The following is a 21,843-nucleotide window of genomic DNA, read 5'->3' on the forward strand; positions in this document are numbered from 1 at the left end:
GAAAAAAAGTTTCCAGTAGCATTTCAATTGAATGCTGTAAGTCAAGAAATCCCTAATTTAGAAACTATTAATAAAACTGTTGCTGGTGCTATTAATGAAAATAAAGCAAATATTGATAAAAACAAGATAAAGAAATATGAAAAGTAATAAGTAAAAGTAAAAATAATCGTGAATGAGATACGTTTGAAATTAATTTTAATACTGTATATAGAGTAATTATAACATTAGATGAATTACCAGTAAATCAAGCAAATATAAAGCATAAAGTAGAATTTAAAACTGGTAATTATTTAGGTGGAGATTATTTACTTGCAAAATTTAAAATTAAAGATGAAGATGTAATATTAACTTTAACTGTTAGAGAAAGTAGTTTTAATTGTAGTTTATATTTAAAAGGTGGAGATATTAATTATGGTGCTATTCTTTCATTAGAAGAATTACAAAATACAATTAAAGTTGATGTTACACCAAAATTAAAAATTAATTCAAGAAGTTTAAAAACTAATGAAATAGAAGAAAATTATTGAGATATTGAATTACCAGATAATCCAACACCAAGTCCAAATAATCAACAATGAAAAGATGTAGGAACAAGAGAAAAAAATAAATGAGATATTGACAAATTACTTATGATTTTATAGTTAATAAACATTATAGAGTTTATTATTCTTGAAGTATATATAATCCAGTTTATACTATTCAAGAATTTATTATAACGGATAACAAAATTGCTGGTGTACCAATACAAACCTTTAATGATAGTGTTAATATAGTAATTTTATCAGTTCAACATGCTAAATTGATTACTATTTATAGTGGAAAAGGTAATTTAAAAGATAATGTATGAAAATTAGAAGAATTATAGGAATAATATTATGTTTTTTAAAATTATAAAAATTATTTTAGGTTTAATTGGAGTAATTCTATCATCAGCAACTGCTGGTTTAATTATATTTATTATAGTAAAAATTGTATTAAAAATTAATCAAATCTTTTAGAAAGGTGGTGAGTATTATGTTAGGTAGATTTTTTAGAAAAGATAAAAGTAATATTAGTGATAATCAAAATGAAAAAGTAAAATTTTTAACTAATAAAAATAAAAGTACTCATGCTTCAATTTTAAATTATTTTGGTTTTAATGATTTTAATCATGAAACTTATTTTACTGATTTTGTAGCAGAAAATAATGCTAATTTATATAATGCTCCATTAGAAATAAATAATGAAACCATTAAACAATATTTAATTCAACAAGAATTTTATAGAAAAAATTGAAATTCTATTTTTAAATTAAGTAAATTAGGAATTAGTGGTTATTTAATTTATATTGCAAATGATGATCTATATTTTCAATTAGTAGATATACAACAAAGAATTTATGATATTACTGGTAAATTAATTCAATGTACTATTTTTTATGATAGTTATCAACAAAATGCACAAACTGTAAGATTATTTGAAATTTATACACTAAATAATGAACAAGTAACTATTAATCGTGCAATTTATAGTATTAGTGATAATAAAAAACAATTTCCATTAGATTTTAAATCATACATTAATAATCCTAATTTAGAACAAGAGCAAATATTAAATATTAATTATATTCCAATAGCAATTATGCGAAATAAAGCAAATGAATTAGCAGATTGTAATAAAGTAATGGATAAAATTAAAGCACTAGATGTTATTTATGAACAAATTGTTTTAGATACTATTTTAAACTCACCAAAATTTATATTTAGTCAAACTTATGGTAATGTTCAATCAACATTAGAAGAAGCAGTAAGAATATTGGTTACTAAAAATTATATTTTTAAAAGTGGTGGAGATAATAATGAACAAAATGAAAATATTAATATGACAAATAGTAATTTTAAAGGTAAGAATTTAACTGATATATACGATTGAAATGTTAATGAAATATTTAAACATTGTGGAATTCATATACCAAGTCAAAAGAAATCAGCACAACAATCAGTTCCCGAAAGTACAGCAGTAAATATTTCAACTATTAATTATATTGAACAAAAATTATGACAATTTAATATTGATATTCTTAAATTTATTCAAATATTAGTAAGCATAGATAAAGATTTATTAAATAGTAAAACATTTAACATTAATGATGAACAAAAAATTAATAATTTAACAGTTAAATTAAAATTATTTAATCCAGAAAATAACCAATTAATAGGAGAAAACAATGGAAAAGAACAACAAACCACAAACGAAGTTTCCACAGAAACAGAAGCAAACTAAACTTAATCAAGCAGAAGTAGAAAATGATTATTTAATTGATAATATTCCATATGATTTTACTAATCTTATGAGTAGCAAAGGTGACCCTGAGCTTAAAAGAGCATATGATGAATTTAAACTAAGAACTTTATATATTTATGAAATTGAGCGTTTATTTAAAAATAATGAAAATAATAGTTTAAGATTTTCAGCAAATACTATTAAAATAGGTTTTATTGATATTGATAAAGTATTAAAAACTACTGCTGCTGAAACATCAGACTTTACTATGCAATTAAATCAAAGAGCAAGTACTAACATTAATGATAATACAATTGAATATAGTATGACTGATATTAAAAATTTAATTTTTCAAGAAATAAATTTATTAAATCAATTTAAGTTATATGCAGTATCTATTAATGAACCATTAACTGAAAATAATATTGATAATTTATATATCATTAATAATTATTCACAACCTTATCAAAATCCAAAAACAAGAAGTACTAAAAGTATAACTATTATTAAAATTAAAGATTTTAAAACAAGAGATGGTTATCCAATTATTATTAAATTACAAAAACCATTAGATAAAGATACAAAAGTTATTGGTTTAAAAATTAAAGCTCCTAGAAGTATGATTTTTGGCAATATAAAGGTACTTGGTGAAGTTGACAATATGGAAGTATACCCAAAGTTATTTGTTAAAGATAAAATAGCATTTCCGCTATTATCAATGCCTATTGAAACTCAACCAAAAGTTAGAATATTACAACAATGATTTAGTGAACAAATATTACCTTGAAATTTAGCAAAACAATTTATAGGACAAGAAAAATCAGTTTTAGATTTAATTGCTATTGGTGGTGGCAGGAACCTAGAAAAGAAGTTATTAATAATGCAAGAATAACGTTTACTAATATTGGTAAATATGACGGTGGAGACCCAATACCAAGTAATTTACCTGATTTTAAAATGAAAGAAAATATACCATATTTATTATATAATAGCCATAGTCCTAATCCACCTTATCCAAGTAGAAATATTGTAATTGAATTATCTAAAAATTTTAATGATATAGAAATTGAAATAAACGATAAACCACCAATTGATAGTTTACAAAAAGTATTATTAGACATGTTAACTTATACATATACTTATAATAGAAACTTTGATGGTGCATCATTAAATCCAACTCAGCCAAATCAATTAGATAAATTACGAGCAAAATTTGAAGGACAAAAACCAAGTGAAGTAATAACTAATTTGTTTAAACAATGAGAGTTAGATTATCCAAATTATATAAATTTACCACAAATACAAATTTTTAAGAAAATAGTTTTGATGATATCAAAAAATATTTATTCAATAATATCAATTAATAATGGTTTAAATGATGATTATAAATTATTATTACCATATTATTTTGAATTAAAATCAAATCCTATACATTATACACCCGATGTAGTTTGGGAATTTAAAGATGTAAAAGTAATATTAAAATCTGTATATTTTGATTTTACTGATGTTAATAACATTAAGCTAAAAAATAATGATATTAGTCAAAATGAATTATTTAAATTAGATGATAACCAATTTAACTGATTATCTATTACAAATGAACTTGAAAGTAATAATATTCCATCATTAATTCCAGCAGATTGAACATTAGGAAATGGAGAATATGGAAAGTATTTTACAAGAACAATTATTGAAAAAAACAAAATCGAAAACGCTTTAAATTTATATGGTTCTAATAAATCTCAACTATTTTCAAAACTAGAATTTTATAAAGAAATTTCACAAATTGATAATGATAACCAATTTGAATTACAAATTGAAAATCCGATTAATAACTTAAATCGGATTGAAATTAGTGGTATTTTTGGTGCTGGAAATTATGATTTAACTTTAATTACCAATAAGCAAAAAATAAATTTAAAAAATATTAATTTATTTGATAAATACAATGAAAATATTTCATATATTAATATTGAAATTTAGATTACTTATTAAAATATCCATCAGGATATATTCTATCTCATTTTATATCAGCAGAAATTAGCGGTTTATCAATATAAAAATATAAAACTATTTTATGATTATCACCGGTTTTATTGAGGCTTTTTAGAAATCTGTGTATCTTTGTTTTACAAAGTACTAGTTCAGATTAATTCTGTCTTCAAATTTTATCATAAAATGAGCAATTGCTGTATTTCAATTTTGAATAGGCAATGTTCATTTTTTTGTTATATTTTCAATTGCTAAATAAAATATTTTAAAAACTGACATATCATTAGGAAAAGCTTTTTTGTTTCTAATAACTTTTCGTAATTGACTATTAACAGATTCAATAGCATTTGTTGTATAAATTACTCTTTTGATTTCTGCAGGATAACTAATAAAAATCATCAAATTTTCTCAATTTTTATATCAAGATTTAGCAATTTGGGGATATTGTTTATTTCATTTACTTTCAAATGATTCTAAAGCTTGCATTGCTTGTTCTTCACTACATGCACTATAAATTGGTTTTAAATCTGTAACTAGAGTTTTTCGATGTTTGTATGAAACATATTTTAAACTATTTCGAATTTGATGAACAATGCATAATTGATGTTCTGTTTTAGGATAAACTGCTTGTATTGCTTCTGACATGCCTGTTAAATTATCACTACAAGCAATCAAAATATCATTTAAGCCTCGATTTTTCATTTCTGTGAAATTAGCTAATCAAAATTTAGCACCTTCATTTTCACTAATTCATAAGCCTAAAACATCTTTTTTACCTTCTAAATCAACTCCTAATGCTATATAAACTGATTTATTAATAATCCGTTTATCTTGTCGAACTTTAACTACTATACAATCAAAATAAACAATCGGATAAATGCTTTCTAATGGTCGATTTTGTCATGCTTTGACATCATCAATAACATCATCAGTAATTTGACTAATAACACTTTCACTAATATCAGCACCATGATATAACTCTTGTAACTGCATTCTAATGTCAGATAGAGTCATACCTTTTGCATATAGTGAAAGCACTTGTTGATCAAAACCATCAAATCTTCACTGTCTTTTTGCAACTATTACAGGAGTAAAATCACTATTGCGATCTCTTGGTACATCAATCTCAATTTTACCTTGTTGAGTTATTAATTTTTTTGAACTTGTACCATTACGAGCATTTTCAGTATTACTATGTTGATTTTTTTCATATCCTAAATAATTTTGCATTTCAGAATTCAACATTTTTTCAACTAAACGTTTTGTTAATTCTTTATATAAACCCCCTTCTTTAAAAACTGTTGTTAAATCTTCAGTATTTTCTAATAATAAATCTACTGCTTTTGATATTGGATCATTATTATTAATATTTTGTTTTTTAGCCATCTGTAACTCACTCTTTCTAGTCATTTAATTATATTTACTAGAATTAATTAAACATAGTTATTTTTGTAAGTTACACAGATTACTAAACATTGCCGTTTTATTTGCTCAAATAGTTGTACCATCCCCCCCAGTGAACTTGATAATTTCAATCAAGAAATGATTGATAACCATTAGTTTTATTTTGTGCTATTGAACCAATTATTAAACCAGTTACTCCACTTACTGCGCCAGTTAGTGCTAATGCTAATGTTATTTTACTTAAATTTGTTTTTATTCATGTTTTCATATTAAATTACTCCTTTTTTCCTTGATTTTACTTTAAAATTGTACTATTTTTGATTATTTTTACAAGTATACTTTTAAATAAAAAATAACGCCTAAATTAAAGGCGTTTATTTCATGAGACCTATACTATTAATTATATTGAAATTGTTTATTATATAGCAAATGTGAAGATACTTTTTTTCACAGTAGCATTATTTTTACCCCTAATTACATTTTTATATGGATACAGTGCATAAAACAATGCATCATAAGGATCTTGATGCATATTCTTGTCTGGAATATTAGTTTTTGTTTCATCATAACGTAATTCTTCTAAACATTGAGTTGTTTTTGGTAAATCATCTTTATTTGCATAAAAGTTTCCATAACTCATAATATTTCTCATTCAAACTACTCTATTAGTTAATCCGGCTTCTTGATTTAAATTTGAAGCATGTTTAATAGCAGTTTGTGTTATTAAAATAGTATTGTGTTCATCAATTAATTTTTGATTTAATCAATCCATTGCTGTTCTTGCTTTATCATCATAAAAATAAATTGCTTGTTCAAAATTTTCAAAATTATCCATTAATCCTAAAATTTCATTAACATAAGCATTAATTTTTTCATTTTCATTAATAAAATCATTTGGTGTAACAACTAATTCACAAATAATATAAGCATCATAATAACCAGTATTATTATATTCTTTAAAACCAACTATCATAAATACAGTATGGTCTTTATGTCCAGTTGCTCAATCAACACCAACTGAATAAAAATCAAATTTATACATATCTTTTTCTTGATTATAAAATTGTTTTAAATCATATGGTTGTCAATATTTTACTGTTTTTTGAAATGGAAAAATTGTTGCATCACTATCTAAAAATTCAAAACCATAAAAAACAGTATTAAATTCATCAGGATTACTTTTTTTCATTTCTAATAATGTTCTTTTTTGAATATCTGGTAATTTATTTCAAAATGGTTGAATAGTAAATCTTAAAACAAATAAACCTAAACCACTAAACATATCTTGATTTTCATAATAAATTTTGCCAATTTTTTTAAGATTTTCCATTACTTTATCATTTAATGGTAAAAATGGTGTACAGTATTTTAAATAAAATGGATGATATTTATCATAAGGATTGCATGTAAACGTAATGAAAAAACTTTTATAAAAATAACGAGTAATCAATTTTCCAAAAGTAGAACTATATATATTTTTATCAATAAAGGTTCAGCTTCATTCTTTAATAGGTTCTTTTGATATTTTAATACGATTACTTCTAAACATAGAATTTTGTAATCGTTCATATCGATATGTTAATTGCTTTTCTGTTAGTGTTTCTTTTTCTTCTGCCATAATAATTTCATCTGTTCTTGAACCTAAAAAACTTGACCCACCTGCTTCTTTTCCAAAAATCTTATTACCATTAGCATAACCAATAAAGTCAATTTGTTGATTATTAGGAAAAATAATACATCCACCATCCTTAGTTATTTTTCATTTAATACCATGTGGATTATTAGGTAATAAATTAATATTATATTCATCTAATAAAACTTGACAAACATTCATTAAAGCACCAATTGTAGTTTCACTATGAGTATTTTCATATCTTCTTACTTCTTGAACACTACTATCACTAAAATTACAACATATAAATAAATCAAATGCTAAGCAGTTTCAAGTTTTTCTTGTTCCACGTGCTGTTGGTATAAAACGATAAAAACAATTAGTAGTAAAATATTCTGCTCATTCATCACCAACAAATGCTTTAAAAATATCTCAACTAAAACCATAATTATTATCACTAAAATTAAGATTATATTTTTTATTCAGTTGTGCATAACTACTAATAAAAGCCATATTTTACTCCCTAATTTTTATAAACAATACAATTAAATTATTAACAAACAAAATTTTGAAAGGAACATTAAAAATGTTAAAACTACCATTCGCAAATCATTTTGATTGAGACAAACACTATTTTAATCAAGATGAATTAAATTTACAACAAACAGAAGAATTATTTAAAAAAATAGATGATTATTTATGAAATACATGTGATAAATCTGTATATAAATCATATAGATTTAGAAAAAGAAAATTAAAAACAAAAAAAGGTTTATTAACTTATAAACGACGTATTTGTATATATTATAACCCAAAAACACAAAAAAAGGAATTTGTTTCATTGCTAGATAATTATCTTGGTGTTAAAAAATATAGTAAACTTGCACCTAATGTTATTAAACAAATTTTAAAATATTTTGCTGATGGTAAAAAATATCGTGATGTTTGTGATACTTTTATTGAGGATTTAATAAGTACTAGTACAGTTTGTAGAACATATCAAAAATTTCAATTACCAAAAGCTAATATTCCTAAAATACCATTGCAACCAAATCAAACTTTATATATAAATATTGATGATGGACATAGAAAATTTAAGTTTAATGAAAAACATAATACTAAAAATTGTAAAAAATGTTCTATGAGATTACTAGTATTTTGTACTGGTAAAAAGAAAAATGGAAAATTAATTAATAAAAGATCTGTATGTAAAATAAGAATATCAAAAACAGAAATTGGTGCAGAAAAAACAGCTAAATTAATTCAAACATATGGTAATTTATATTTTGAAAACTTTGACCAAGCAAATTTAGTAGTTTGTGGAGATAGTGCAAAATGAATTAGAAAAACTGCTCAAATTTTAAATGCTAAATTTATTTTAGATAAATTTCATGCTTTTCATGTTTTATTTCTTGGAATAATGGCTGGAAGAAGAAAAAATAAAATTGCTAAATTGCACTATGAAAATGCAATAAATTTATTTGTCAAAGGTCAATATTATGAATTAATTGATTTTTTACAATCATTAACTTTACAATATAAAAAATTAAAAGTTGGTTATTTTATTAATGCAAAAGATGGTGTATTAAACCAAGCACTAGTTGAAAATATTGGTTGCTTTACTGAAACTAATATTAAACAAATTTTAAAGCATATGATTGGTGATAGAACATATAACATTGATATGTATACAAAAATGGTTAATTTTAAATGCTATCAAATAAATACAGCCATACAGTTATTATAAATTAAAATTAAAATTTTAAAAAAAATGAAAAATAAAATAAAACTTATTAAAGTTTTCTTTAATAAGAATTTTTGAGTTATAAAAGTAAGTATTATTGTTGACTAATATTTGTCAAGTGTTAAGATTAACATACAATTGCATATTGAAGTCTAAATTATTCTCGTCTAACTTTATAATTTTAAGACAAATTTGAATATTATTGACAACATCGATACGCTCCCTTTACATTTAACAGAAGACCAAATTCAATCATTTTTACCAATTCAAATTGCAGCTTTTACAAAAGAACAAATTCAATCTTTTATGTTATCACAAATTCAAGCATTGACAGAAAATCAAATTTCATTTTTTACACCTTTGCAAATTCAATCTTTTAAACCAGAACAAGTTTCATTTTTTACAAAAGAACAAATTTCTTGATTTACAAAGGACCAAATTCCAGCGTTTACAAAGGACCAAATTCCATACCTTACAAAAGAGCAGATTCAAGAGTTGACAATGGAACAGATTCAGTCTTTAATAGGCCAACAAATTCCAGCGTTTACAAAGGACCAAATTCCATTTTTTACAGATATGCAAATTCAATGGTTTAGAGCTGACCAACGTAAATTTTTTAAAGTAATAAGAATTCCAATTATTAATAAACTAAAAACTAGTTCATTAATAATTAAAGAAAATCAAATTTTTGTAGAAGAGAAAATTAGAAAAAAAAGTAATCAATGAAGTTTAAAAAAATTTTGATTTTTAGTTATTAGTTTCTTTTTCACAACAACTTCAATATTTAGTTTATTTTATATTTCCTGAATTGTAAAATTAAAAAGGACACTTATATAAAAATTAAATTGTGTTAATTCTATAATTAAGAAAAGAAAGGAATTAGCACAATGTATAAGTATCTGACTATTGAATCAATAATAGCAATAAAAGAATATAAAAGTTATGGATTTTCGATTCGTAAAATAGCAAAAGCCATTGATTATAGTAAATCAACTGTACATAGAGTTTGTAGATTATTAAATCAAAACTTATTACCATTAGAAATATTGAATAAAATTCAAAAAAATAAACAAAATGCAGGTAGAAAATTAATAATTTTAACTTTAATAGAAATTAATACTATTAATCATTTGTTAATTACTAAAAATTATGCTCTTGATATAATTGCTAATTTTTTAAAGGAAAATAAAATAAAAAGTATTTCAACAAAAACTTTATATAACATGTTTAAAACAAATCGAATGGGTTTTGATGAAAATAACTTATTGAGAAAAGGAAAAAATAAACCTCACAAACAAAAAGAAACTAGAGGCAGAATTAATAATTGTAAGTCTATTCATGAAAGAAATTTAATCATTCCTAATATTAAAAATATAGAAGAATTTGGTCATTTAGAGGGTGATACTATCATTGGTAAAGATCATAAAAGTTCTATTATTACTTTAGCTGATATATGATCAAAAACCACAATTCCTTTAGCAACTAAAAATAATAAATCAGAAAATATTACAAAAAGTATAATAAAATTTATTTCAAAGTTACAAAAAGGAACAGTTAAAACTATTACTTTTGATCGTGGTAAAGAATTTAGTAAATGAAAATTAATCGAAAAAAATTGTAATGTTAAGATTTATTTTGCAGATCCTGGTAAACCTTGTCAAAGAGGTTTAAATGAAAATAATAATGGTATTTTAAGAAGATATTTACCAAAATCTACAGATCTATCTTCATATAAACAAAAAGATTTAAATACTATAGCATTTCAAATTAATTCTACACCCAGAAAATCACTATCTTATAAAAGACCAATAGATTTAATACAATTATTTTAAAAAACTGTCCCATTTATATTTACAATTCAGGAAAGACCAATAGATTTAATACAATTATTTTAAAAAACTGTCCCATTTATATTTACAATTCAGGTTTTTAAAAAAAATAAAAATCAACTTAGAAAAAAAGCAAATTAAAAAAAGAAGAAGATAACTTTAATAAAAATAGTTTAAATAAAATGTTAGAATCTAAAATTAATTTTATTGAACTTACAAAATCAGAAATTAACAAGGAATCTTTTAATAAAAGTAATATTAAATCATATAATAATCAAGTTTTTTATAGTAATTAAAATAATTATAGTAAATTATTTTTTCTAACTTCGAAGAGAAAGAAAAAAATATAATATAAATACAATTTTTTTTTAATTATGTAGAAAAGTATGGATGACCAAAAATTATTCATCAATTTACACTTAAAATATTATTTTTAATTAAAAATTTGTTAAAAGTAACATTATTTAGTGTAAAAATTCTCTAAAAATAAAACTTTATCATGTATCATTACTTTTCTACAAAATTAAAGATTTTTTTTGGGTACTAAGTTTTCTTTTAATTTTGTAGAAAAGTAGTGGTAAAATAAAAAAAGTCATCAACTTGACTTAAAATTTGATTTTATTAAATTTTGGGATTTATTTTTTTTACAAACTGAAATATAACACATTGGATTTTTGATAAGGGGTTAATCCGTAGTGTTGATATTTTCATTTCCATAAATTGAGGTAATTTTGAATATTGGTAAATCCAATGCCATGGTAATGAGTAATAAATTCTTTTAAACTTGATTGTATTTTACTGACATTACTTAATTTTTTATAATTTAATTCTTTATTTTCTTTTGATTTAAACTGCTGGATAGTGGATTTAGTTTGTTTAGCTACTGTATCATATAATACTTGCATATCACAAACTATAATTGAATTTTCTTCGATAAGTTTCGATGTTAAGTTTTCTTGTACTCATTTTTTATTTAATCTTTTAGTATTTGTTGTTTGAGCATAGATATTTCGGTTTTCATCAATTGCCATTTGAATACAACAATTTAAATCTTTAGCATTTTCTTCAATTCATTGTTTTCTTGGATCATTTGGATCTTTAAAGTTTCCTTTATGAATTTCTTTGATAAAAGTTTCGTCAATTTCAATTCTAGCTTTTAATTTTACAAATTGATTTTGTGTTTTTACTAATTGTGTTGATTTCATAAATTTTTGACGATTAAATCAGGCAGTTTTATTTGTAGTATTAATAAATTGAGAAATAATGTAAGCAGATTGACCTAAAGTAGCTATTTGTATCAATAAATCTCATTGATCATGAGATAAATGACTTCAATAAAAATAATGATTTTTAAAAGCATGAAAAGTAATATTACAACTTTTACATTTATATCTTTGCTTATAATCTTTACTACCATATTTAGTACACAAAAAAGAACTACAATCTGGACATTGAATCCCTTTCTCTTTGAATTTTTGTTCGACTGCTTCAAATTTTTCTTTTTTCTCAATTTGTTTAATTCTAGTTTTATTTTCTCTAAAAATCTCAATAAAATCTTTATCAGACAAATTATTTAAAATTTCTTTTACTGTATTTTTATTCATTTAAAATCACCTCTTTAATATTAAAAATACCATATAAAAATATATTTTTGCTAATTTTACTAATACCACTACTTTTCTACAAAATTAAAGAAGTTTTCTAAGTTTTTTTATGTTAAAATAATAAAGATTTTATTACTTTACAAGTAATAATAAGTATAAGTAATAATAAAGAAAAAAATGGTGATTTACTTTATGTGAGATCGTAAAATTTTACGAAAAATTAATAAACAAGTTAAGGCAATAATTAGCCTTGATGAAACAATGAGAAAAATTAAAGATGAAGAATTAGCAAATAAAACAGTTGAATTCAGAACCAGATTGGCAGAAGGTGAGACTTTAGATGATATTTTAGTTGAAGCTTTTGCGACAATTAGAGAAGCAGCACGAAGAATTAGTGGATTACATCCATATCCTGTTCAATTAATTGGTGGTATTGTTCTTCATAATGGCGATGTTGCTGAAATGCGAACTGGTGAAGGAAAAACTTTAACTGCTGTGATGCCAATTTATCTAAATGCTTTAAGTAGTAAAGGTGTTCATGTTATTACTGTTAATGAATATTTAGCAGCAAGAGATGCTGAATTAAATCGACCAATTTTAGAATTTTTGGGGATTACTATTGGCGTTAGTCTTCGTGATCATTCTACTAATCAAAAACGTGAAGCGTATTTAAAAGATGTTACATATACAACCAATTCAGAATTAGGCTTTGATTATTTGCGTGATAATATGGTTAAGGTTTATCCAGAAAAAGTTCAACGTCAGCTTAATTATGCTATCATTGATGAGGCGGACTCTGTTTTAATTGATGAATCAAGAACACCTTTAATTATTTCTGGTGGTTCAAAAAATCGTACTCCTTTATATCAAGCATCAGATGTTTTTGCAAAAACTTTAATACCTGAAGATTATAAAATTGATTGAGAATCACGTCAAATTGCATTAACAGTAACGGGTGTTAATAAAGCTCAAAAACAGTTTAATTTAAAAAATTTATTTGATATTGATAACTCGGAATTATTTCATCATATTCAAAATGCACTTCGTGCTAATCATGTTTTCAAATTAGATGTAGAGTATGTTGTTAAAGATGGTGAAATTGTGCTAGTTGATCAGTTTACTGGTAGATTAATGCCTGGTAGAGTATATAGTGATGGACTTCATCAAGCTTTACAGGCTAAAGAAAATGTTACAATTCAACAAGAAACAACAACAGTAGCTACTATTACTTATCAAAACTTTTTCCGTTTATATAATAAATTAAGTGGTATGACAGGAACTGCTAAAACCGAAGAAGAAGAATTTGTAAAAATTTATAATATGAGAGTAATTAAGATTCCTACTAATAAACCAATTATTCGAGAAGATAAACCCGATCATGTTTTTGCTTCATTAAATGCTAAATTTAAATCTTTAATTGCAGAAGTTAAAGAACGACATACTAAAGGACAACCAATTTTGATTGGTACTGCTAATGTTGATGTATCAGAACGAATTGCTAATATGTTAACTTTGGAAGGAATTAAGCATGAGATTTTAAATGCTAAAAATCATGCTCGTGAAGCTGATATTATTGCTAGAGCTGGTGAAAAAGGATCAATTACTTTAGCAACCAATATGGCAGGACGTGGAACTGATATTAAACTTGGTAAGGGTGTTATTGAACTTGGTGGCCTTGCTGTATTAGGTACTGAAAGAAACGAAGCACGAAGAATTGATAATCAATTACGTGGAAGAGCCGGAAGACAAGGTGATCCTGGATTTTCACGATTTTATGTTTCAATTGAAGATGATTTGATGTTACGTTTTGGTGGTGAAAAATTAAAAAAAGCTTTTGCAAGTTTAGGTGAAGACTATATTAGATCAAAAATGTTAACTAGATCAATTACTAGAGCACAACAAAAAATTGAAGGTATGAATTTTGATGCACGAAAAAACTTATTAGATTATGATAATGTTATTGCTCAGCATCGTGAAGCTACATATCATCAACGTGATAATATTTTACTTGCTGATGATTTATTAGATTTAATCAAAAATATGCACAGAACAGTAGCACGTGATTTACTAAATATTTTTAATAAAGTTGTTGGTAGAGAACAGTTTGTTGATTATGATGAATTAGTTAAAGGTATTGAAAATAAATTAATTAAACCTAATGATTTAATAGCAGAAAAGTTAAATCGATTAAGTACTGAAGAAAATATTGATTTAATTGTTGAAAAATCTTATAATTTTTATCTTGAAAAAAGAGAAAAATTAAATGATGTTATTATAAAACAAATTGAAAATAGTGTTATTTTACAAACTTTTGATCAATATTGAACTAATCACATTGATGCTTTAAGTAAACTGCGTGCAGGAATCCATTTGCGTGGTTATGCGCAGTTAAATCCCTTACAAGCTTATATTGAGGAAGCTTCAAAATTATTTAATCGTATGAAAATCAATGTTGCTCATCAAGTTATTATTATGTTACATAGCATTGATCCAGAACAACATCAGGTCCGTGGTGGTCAAGATGTATTGGATACAGTATTAGCAAGTAATGTTGAAACTAAAACTAAAATTGGATAATTAATCTTTATTTAAAAAACTAAGTACTTTAATACTTAGTTTTTTAAATATGTTTTTTTTATTCTATTTGATTTTTTTCTTTATGTTTTCATGACTTCTTTTTAAATATGTTTTTATTTTTTTTACTGTCATAAGTGACTGAAGTTGTTCAATGGGGGAAATTATTACCTTTAGTAACAGCATTATTATTATTCATGGGTACTAAATTTTTAATATAATTAGTTCCATCTGCTGTGGTGGGGCGTTCATAAACAATAGTTCAATTTAAACTTTCAATTGGATTATTAAGTTTAGGTTGTGCAATAAAATTATGCTTTAATTTTGTAGAAAAGTAATGATACATGATAAAGTGTTATTTTTAGAGAATTTTTACACTAAATAATGTTACTTTTAACAAATTTTTAATTAAAAATAATATTTTAAGTGTAAATTGATGAATAATTTTTGGTCATCCATACTTTTCTACATAATTAAAAAAATTATGTCAAAACATTAAGGCACCCGCATAATCTCGACGGTATAATTGTGGATTAAAATTATTGATAATTTCTCCTTTATTTCATACTTCTTCAATTTGTTGTGGCGTTCATATTGTTTATTCATCATCATTATTTGTTGAAGAAGTTATGTTTTGATTAATTTCATTTTGTGAATATAGTGCTTTTGCTTCTAGTGACATATATTTCTTTTTTCTACTTTTTTTAATAAAGCATATACAAGAAATTATTAAAACTATAAAATAAAAAAATTCTATTCCTCATGGAATAATGAAAAATAGTTTTTTATGAATGGTTATTACAGAAGCAAATTTATAAAAAGCAGCATATCCACCAAAGGAAAAAAATAAAATTGATCCAATAATAAAAAATAAAAGGAAAGGCAACAACACCTAAAATTATGAAACCAAAACCCAATACTGCAATTGTCAGAGTTGGAAAAGTTAAATTGAATTTAAAAAATTTCTTAGTGATTAAATTATCAATAAGGATTAATAAATCAGTAGTTTCTCTTTTAAAAAAAATAATTCATAAAACTCAACTAATTATTAAAGTTATACTTGTTAATCATGAAAAAATTATAATCATTCAATTATTATAATAGTTAATACTTTTCTTTGTTGAATAATTATCATCAACAGTTTCTTTAAATATCTTTTTTTTCATTTTTAAAAACCTTATAATATTTTATTGTTAATCAGTTCTATTAATTTTTCTTTTTTCATAATATCTCTCCAAAACTAATTTATTATTTTTGTGTATATTTTGTTACTGTATTATTGAATGCTTGTTGATAACATTTACCACTGCAATATATAAATTTATCACGATATAAAGAGTCAAATGTATATTCTTTCTCACATGATGAAATATAGCATTTAGTTGTAATAATTGGCATAATCTAATTAACCCCCTTCAAGTAATAGGGGCTTTGCCCCTCGTTGCTTCGCAACTCACCCCAGCGGGGCTAAACCCGTGGCCAACCAACCAAGGTTCTGGTTGGCACCGACCAATAATATAGGTTTACTTTATTTTAACATCTTTCTTATTTTTCTTAGAATATTTATTTCTATAATAACAAGTACGGCATACAACATTTTCAGTTTCTTTTTTTCAGTTTGTAATATATTATCCAACTTATCTAATCCTACTGCTCTAATATCATTTACTGAAAAATCTAATGCTTGTGACTGTTCATAGTCTTTAACAATACTTAATTCACTCTTTAACGAATGAATATAATTTAAAGCACGACTATTATATCTTTGCAAATAAGACTTAGGAAATCATAAACTAAAAGTCATAGTTTCACCACTATAACTTGGTGGTAAACCACCACGTTTAATTATTTTCTTAGTTTGTCTTTTAGATAATACAACTTTATTATAATCATCAACATTAGTATAAATATTTAGTTTAAACTTAACTAAAAATAATAAAATACGCATTCTTTTAACTTGAACAATATACTCTACTTTTTCACGTGCTTGTTTTGGTATTCTATCGGGGTGTTGTTCAATCATATACATAATTCCATTAAAATTATGACCTATTAATTTACAAAACATTCCTAAACTTTCTTGTGTTTCTTTAAATTCCGATGACAAATCATTACTATTAATTTTCAAACCTAACTCATCTAAAACAACCATATCACACTCTTTAAAAGCATAATTACTATTTAATTGATTAAATTTAAAAACATCATCATAAGAACAACGATAACTATATTCATTACGTACTTTAATAGGAATAGGACTAACTACCCTACCCTTATGCTTTTGCGTTAAACAACAAGCAAGAGCAGATTTACCAGTACGTGGTGGTGTTGAAATAATATAACTACCTACACGTTGTAATATCTTTATATTTTTTCTAGTTATTAAAAACGGATAAACTATTATTAATAATAAAACTCCTAAAAGTAAATAACCATATCAAGGCATTATTTAACCACCTTACTTTTATTTTTAAACTTATTTTTAATTCAAAAACAAAACTCTACAAAATATGAACTTAAAATACCTGAATTGTAAAATTAAAAAGGACACTTATATAAAAATTAAATTGTGTTAATTCTATAATTAAGAAAAGAAAGGAATTAGCACAATGTATAAGTATCTGACTATTGAATCAATAATAGCAATAAAAGAATATAAAAGTTATGGATTTTCGATTCGTAAAATAGCAAAAGCCATTGATTATAGTAAATCAACTGTACATAGAGTTTGTAGATTATTAAATCAAAACTTATTACCATTAGAAATATTGAATAAAATTCAAAAAAATAAACAAAATGCAGGTAGAAAATTAATAATTTTAACTTTAATAGAAATTAATACTATTAATCATTTGTTAATTACTAAAAATTATGCTCTTGATATAATTGCTAATTTTTTAAAGGAAAATAAAATAAAAAGTATTTCAACAAAAACTTTATATAACATGTTTAAAACAAATCGAATGGGTTTTGATGAAAATAACTTATTGAGAAAAGGAAAAAATAAACCTCACAAACAAAAAGAAACTAGGGGCAGAATTAATAATTGTAAGTCTATTCATGAAAGAAATTTAATCATTCCTAATATTAAAAATATAGAAGAATTTGGTCATTTAGAGGGTGATACTATCATTGGTAAAGATCATAAAAGTTCTATTATTACTTTAGCTGATATATGATCAAAAACCACAATTCCTTTAGCAACTAAAAATAATAAATCAGAAAATATTACAAAAAATATAATAAAATTTATTTCAAAGTTACAAAAAGGAACAGTTAAAACTATTACTTTTGATCGTGGTAAAGAATTTAGTAAATGAAAATTAATCGAAAAAAATTGTAATGTTAAGATTTATTTTGCAGATCCTGGTAAACCTTGTCAAAGAGGTTTAAATGAAAATAATAATGGTATTTTAAGAAAATATTTACCAAAATCTACAGATCTATCTTCATATAAACAAAAATATTTAAATACTATAGCATTTCAAATTAATTCTACACCCAGAAAATCACTATCTTATAAAAGACCAATAGATTTAATACAATTATTTTAAAAAACTGTCCCATTTATATTTACAATTCAGGTTAGATAAAATTTAATATTATTGTAAAATTAAAATAAACAATAGAGGAGTCATAATTATGGCAAGTAAATTTTATGCAGTAAAAAAAGGTAGAGTCATTGGAATATTTGAAAACTGGAATGAATGTGAAACACAAATTAGAGGTTTTGTTGGTGCTCAGTATAAAAAATTTGCATCTAAAAAAGAAGCTCAAGATTATTTAGATGATAAAATTCAAATAAAATCTGAAAATCACTATAAATATGAAGTAATAGCATATACTGATGGTAGTTTTAAAGAAGAAATTAATCAATTTTCTTATGGACTTGTTTTCTTAAATAATGGCAAAAAAGATATATTTTATGAAAAATTTGATGATGAAAATTGAGCAAAATTAAGAAATGTTGCTGGAGAAATAATGGGTGCGCAAAAGGCAATGCAGTTAGCTTTGGAAAATAATATAAAATCAATTTTAATTTGTCATGATTATGTTGGAATTAGTAAATGATGTACTGGTGAATGAAAAACTACTAAAGTAGAAACAAAGGCATATAAAGCATTTTATGATAAAATAGCAAAAGATGTTAAAGTTTATTTTAAATGAGTTAAAGGTCATAGCGGTAATATATATAATGATGAAGCAGATGCTCTTGCTTGAAAAGCATTTAATTTAAAAAAAATATCTAAACCAATAATTTAAATGTTAAAAAGGTGGTAAATAACATGATTAATAAAAAAATAATATTAGCAGCTTGTTTAGGAAATATTATTGGAGGTAGTTTGTTTACTCTTTCTGATCTATATCAAAAAAGAGAACAAAATATTCTTGAATTTGATATTACTTCAGCTATAACAGTGCTTTCAGGATGTTTTACTGGTGCTCTTTTTGGCTTTATTTCAGGTCTTTTTTGTTGTTTAAATGATGAAGAATATAATGGTGATTATAGAGAATTTTTCTTTAATTTTGTAGAAAAGTAATTATACATGATAAAGTGTTATTTTTAGAGAATTTTTAAACTAAATAATGTTACTTTTAACAAATTTTTAATTAAAAATAATATTTTAAGTGTAAATTGATGAATAATTTTTGGTCATCCATACTTTTCTACATAATTAAAAGAATTTTTTGAAAGTCAACAAATCATTGATAACACTCATTCTTTTCAATCTTCAAACGAATTTGCGCCTTTATTGCAAGAATATATTCTTGAAATTAATGATGAACAATTCATTCCTAATAATAATGCAGATCTTGTTTTTAATCCTCGTTTAGTTTATTAAATATAATAAAAATTATTCAAAAAATTTAATACCTTGATCATTAATAACTTTATTAATATCAATTTTATTATTAAGGATGTCTCTAATTTTTAAATCAATAGTATTAGCACAATATAAATTAATAATTTCTCTAGTTTTATTATCGTTTAATTGAGTTGGAAAAAAGCGACTTTCAGCTTGCTCATTTTCGGTTGGGTTTAATTCACGATCTAGAAAAATCATAACATCACCTTGATCTAATGTGATACCAACATTAGTAGATTTAATATTACATAAAATAATTTTAACTTTTTTACTTTGAAAATCACTAATAGCTTTAAGTCTTTGTTCATGATTTACTTTACCAGTAATTAATTGATGATTTAATTTATATTTATCTAAAATGTTACTTAAAATGTTAATTCCTTTATCACTAAAACTACTATAAATAATAATTGAATCATTTTCATTATCATGTAAGTAGTCTAGTAGTCAATTAAATTTTGCTCCTAATTCTTTCATTCCCTCATTAATAGGTGTTGAACAAATAGTTCTTAATTTGGTAAATATTTGTAAAAAAGTTATTTTAGATTTTTTATTATAAAATAATTCTTGTTTCATAGTTTCAAGAGTATCATAATAAATTGCAGTTTGTGCTTTGGGCATAGTTAAAATTAAATCATTTTTAATAATTTTTGGCATTTCATTACGTACATCAATTTGTTTACGCATAATTGATATTTTTTTAACTAAATAATCAAATTCTGCTGCTAGTTGTGGTTTAACATTTGGTTTTGGTATATTAATAGTTACAAAATTGGTAATACGTTTTCTAATTATTCCAAAATAACGAGCAACAAAATCTCAATAATCAATATTTTTATATAGTTTATTATCAATAATTTTTAATATACCAAAAATATCACTAGGATGATTATTGGCAGGAGTACCAGTTAAACAATAAACTGATGATACTTTATTTGCAACTTCCAAAATTGTTGAACTTTGTGCAGTTTTATAGTTTCTTAAAAAATGTGCTTCATCAATAACTAATGTAAAATCAAATTTAGTTAATAATTTATTTTTTATATCATTTTTAAAAGTGTTTTTAGAAACTACTAAAATACAATTATTACTATTTTTAAATTGATTATATTTTTCTGTTCGCACTTTAGTAATATCATCTTTAATAGTAATACAATTATAGGTAGTTCATTTTTTAATTTCAGGAACCCACGTTAATAAAATAGTTGACTTAGGAACAACAAATAATATTTTATTAGTTTTCATTTCTGATAATGCTGTTAAAATAGTGGGTGTTTTACCAGTACGCATTTCATTAAATAAGCCAAATCTTTTATTTGCTTTTAAAATTGCAACATCAACACGTTGATAATGTCTTAGTTTAGGATTACCTGGATAATCATTTAAGTTTTTTTCTTGTTGGATTTTTTTTCATGATATTAGTGAGTGTTCATATTTTTGTTTTAATTTATCATTATTATTTGTATATTTAAGTAGTACTTCAAGAGCAAAAGGAGTATTAAATATTTTAAATTCATTAGTATTATTGATATAAATAATACCTAGTGCATTTAAAATTTCTTTTTTATTTTTTTTCACTTTAATTGTAATATGTTCATTATTAAGACTTATGATTTCTAACATTATTAACCTACTTTAGTGTTTGTATATGATATTAAATATTATAATAAAATTAATATAAATTAAAAAATAATTTATTTTTTTTAGTAAATATTAGATTATTAATAATTTATTTTTAAAAGAATTATAAGTTATTGAATTGTATATAGAAAATAGTATTAATGCATATATCATGTAAATTTATTATATTTATATACAATGTAAAAGAAAAACTAAATATAGTTTTCAATCTATTATTTTTTTAAGAAAGTAATGATTTTTTTTATATTACCTGAATTGTAAATATAAATGGGACAGTTTTTTAAAATAATTGTATTAAATCTATTGGTCT

21 protein-coding genes are annotated in these 21,843 nt (G+C 23.5%); 11 read left to right on the plus strand and 10 right to left on the minus strand.

The features are described from left to right. The first annotated feature begins 607 nt into the window (after positions 1 to 607). From AAHH39_RS01040 to AAHH39_RS01055, 4 genes are all read left to right on the plus strand, one after another. Positions 608 to 865 (plus strand): hypothetical protein, encoded by a 258-nt coding sequence (locus AAHH39_RS01040; RefSeq protein WP_342218538.1) that lies wholly within the window; start codon positions 608 to 610, stop codon positions 863 to 865. Between the two features lie 149 nt (positions 866 to 1,014). Then, positions 1,015 to 2,262, plus strand: a complete 1,248-nt coding sequence (locus tag AAHH39_RS01045) for a hypothetical protein (RefSeq protein ID WP_342218028.1) — start codon at positions 1,015 to 1,017, stop codon at positions 2,260 to 2,262. Further along, complete coding sequence (locus AAHH39_RS01050) at positions 2,207 to 3,154, plus strand: hypothetical protein (RefSeq protein ID WP_342218539.1); 948 nt, start codon at positions 2,207 to 2,209, stop codon at positions 3,152 to 3,154. Before AAHH39_RS01045 ends, AAHH39_RS01050 begins: the two co-directional genes overlap by 56 nt. Before the next feature lie 65 nt (positions 3,155 to 3,219). Continuing rightward, on the plus strand, positions 3,220 to 4,248 hold the full coding sequence (locus AAHH39_RS01055) for a hypothetical protein (RefSeq protein WP_342218540.1): 1,029 nt from the start codon (positions 3,220 to 3,222) through the stop codon (positions 4,246 to 4,248). A 156-nt stretch (positions 4,249 to 4,404) separates the two neighbouring features. Here the strand turns inward: AAHH39_RS01055 and AAHH39_RS01060 are convergent, their stop codons facing one another. The 3 genes from AAHH39_RS01060 to AAHH39_RS01070 form a co-directional block, all read right to left on the minus strand. Further along, positions 4,405 to 5,643: an IS256 family transposase gene (locus tag AAHH39_RS01060; protein ID WP_342219299.1), complete on the minus strand. Its 1,239-nt coding sequence runs from the start codon at positions 5,641 to 5,643 to the stop codon at positions 4,405 to 4,407. A 97-nt stretch (positions 5,644 to 5,740) separates the two neighbouring features. Further along, positions 5,741 to 5,929, minus strand: a complete 189-nt coding sequence (locus AAHH39_RS01065; protein ID WP_342218030.1) for a hypothetical protein — start codon at positions 5,927 to 5,929, stop codon at positions 5,741 to 5,743. Between the two features lie 150 nt (positions 5,930 to 6,079). Then, a complete protein-coding gene (locus AAHH39_RS01070) occupies positions 6,080 to 7,786 on the minus strand; it encodes a hypothetical protein (RefSeq protein WP_342218541.1) in 1,707 nt (568 codons plus the stop codon). Between the two features lie 73 nt (positions 7,787 to 7,859). Here AAHH39_RS01070 and AAHH39_RS01075 point away from each other — a divergent pair, with 73 nt between their 5' ends. From AAHH39_RS01075 to AAHH39_RS01085, 3 genes are all read left to right on the plus strand, one after another. Continuing rightward, positions 7,860 to 9,020 (plus strand): Mbov_0401 family ICE element transposase-like protein, encoded by a 1,161-nt coding sequence (locus AAHH39_RS01075; protein ID WP_342218542.1) that lies wholly within the window; start codon positions 7,860 to 7,862, stop codon positions 9,018 to 9,020. A gap of 189 nt (positions 9,021 to 9,209) precedes the next feature. After that, a complete protein-coding gene (locus AAHH39_RS01080) occupies positions 9,210 to 9,854 on the plus strand; it encodes a hypothetical protein (RefSeq protein WP_342218543.1) in 645 nt (214 codons plus the stop codon). 50 nt (positions 9,855 to 9,904) lie between these two features. Then, positions 9,905 to 10,849 carry an IS30 family transposase gene (locus AAHH39_RS01085; RefSeq protein ID WP_342217458.1) on the plus strand — a complete coding sequence of 315 codons (945 nt, stop codon included), beginning with the start codon at positions 9,905 to 9,907 and terminating at the stop codon, positions 10,847 to 10,849. 641 nt (positions 10,850 to 11,490) lie between these two features. On the opposite strand, the gene AAHH39_RS01090 is transcribed toward AAHH39_RS01085, so the two are convergent. Continuing rightward, positions 11,491 to 12,450 carry a transposase-like zinc-binding domain-containing protein gene (locus AAHH39_RS01090; RefSeq protein ID WP_342217913.1) on the minus strand — a complete coding sequence of 320 codons (960 nt, stop codon included), beginning with the start codon at positions 12,448 to 12,450 and terminating at the stop codon, positions 11,491 to 11,493. A 192-nt stretch (positions 12,451 to 12,642) separates the two neighbouring features. On the opposite strand from AAHH39_RS01090, the gene secA reads away from it, so the two are divergent. Beyond that, positions 12,643 to 15,027, plus strand: a complete 2,385-nt coding sequence (gene secA, locus AAHH39_RS01095) for a preprotein translocase subunit SecA (RefSeq protein WP_342218544.1) — start codon at positions 12,643 to 12,645, stop codon at positions 15,025 to 15,027. A gap of 58 nt (positions 15,028 to 15,085) precedes the next feature. Here the strand turns inward: secA and AAHH39_RS01100 are convergent, their stop codons facing one another. From AAHH39_RS01100 to AAHH39_RS01115, 4 genes are all read right to left on the minus strand, one after another. Next, a complete protein-coding gene (locus AAHH39_RS01100) occupies positions 15,086 to 15,370 on the minus strand; it encodes a hypothetical protein (RefSeq protein WP_342218545.1) in 285 nt (94 codons plus the stop codon). A gap of 15 nt (positions 15,371 to 15,385) precedes the next feature. Beyond that, positions 15,386 to 15,520, minus strand: coding sequence for a hypothetical protein (locus AAHH39_RS01105; protein ID WP_342218546.1), 135 nt, complete (start codon positions 15,518 to 15,520; stop codon positions 15,386 to 15,388). A 752-nt stretch (positions 15,521 to 16,272) separates the two neighbouring features. Continuing rightward, positions 16,273 to 16,422: a hypothetical protein gene (locus AAHH39_RS01110; protein ID WP_281748502.1), complete on the minus strand. Its 150-nt coding sequence runs from the start codon at positions 16,420 to 16,422 to the stop codon at positions 16,273 to 16,275. Between the two features lie 130 nt (positions 16,423 to 16,552). Then, positions 16,553 to 17,470 (minus strand): hypothetical protein, encoded by a 918-nt coding sequence (locus AAHH39_RS01115; RefSeq protein WP_342218547.1) that lies wholly within the window; start codon positions 17,468 to 17,470, stop codon positions 16,553 to 16,555. Positions 17,471 to 17,633: 163 nt separating this feature from the next. Between AAHH39_RS01115 and AAHH39_RS01120 the strand changes: the two genes are divergently transcribed. The 3 genes from AAHH39_RS01120 to AAHH39_RS01130 all read left to right on the plus strand — a co-directional run bounded on the left by AAHH39_RS01120 (position 17,634) and on the right by AAHH39_RS01130 (position 19,565). Next, entirely contained in the window at positions 17,634 to 18,578 is a 945-nt protein-coding gene (locus tag AAHH39_RS01120) for an IS30 family transposase (protein ID WP_342218548.1), read from the plus strand. Positions 18,579 to 18,666: 88 nt separating this feature from the next. Continuing rightward, positions 18,667 to 19,287 (plus strand): ribonuclease H family protein, encoded by a 621-nt coding sequence (locus tag AAHH39_RS01125; RefSeq protein ID WP_342218549.1) that lies wholly within the window; start codon positions 18,667 to 18,669, stop codon positions 19,285 to 19,287. Positions 19,288 to 19,310: 23 nt separating this feature from the next. Beyond that, complete coding sequence (locus AAHH39_RS01130; protein ID WP_342218550.1) at positions 19,311 to 19,565, plus strand: hypothetical protein; 255 nt, start codon at positions 19,311 to 19,313, stop codon at positions 19,563 to 19,565. 23 nt (positions 19,566 to 19,588) lie between these two features. Here the strand turns inward: AAHH39_RS01130 and AAHH39_RS01135 are convergent, their stop codons facing one another. Further along, a complete protein-coding gene (locus AAHH39_RS01135; protein ID WP_342218551.1) occupies positions 19,589 to 19,732 on the minus strand; it encodes a hypothetical protein in 144 nt (47 codons plus the stop codon). Between the two features lie 148 nt (positions 19,733 to 19,880). Next, positions 19,881 to 21,515 (minus strand): DEAD/DEAH box helicase, encoded by a 1,635-nt coding sequence (locus AAHH39_RS01140; RefSeq protein WP_342218552.1) that lies wholly within the window; start codon positions 21,513 to 21,515, stop codon positions 19,881 to 19,883. Positions 21,516 to 21,843 lie beyond the last annotated feature (328 nt).

This window comes from Spiroplasma endosymbiont of Amphimallon solstitiale (assembly GCF_964030965.1).
Classification (GTDB): Bacteria; Bacillota_I; Bacilli_A; order Mycoplasmatales; family VBWQ01; genus Spiroplasma_E.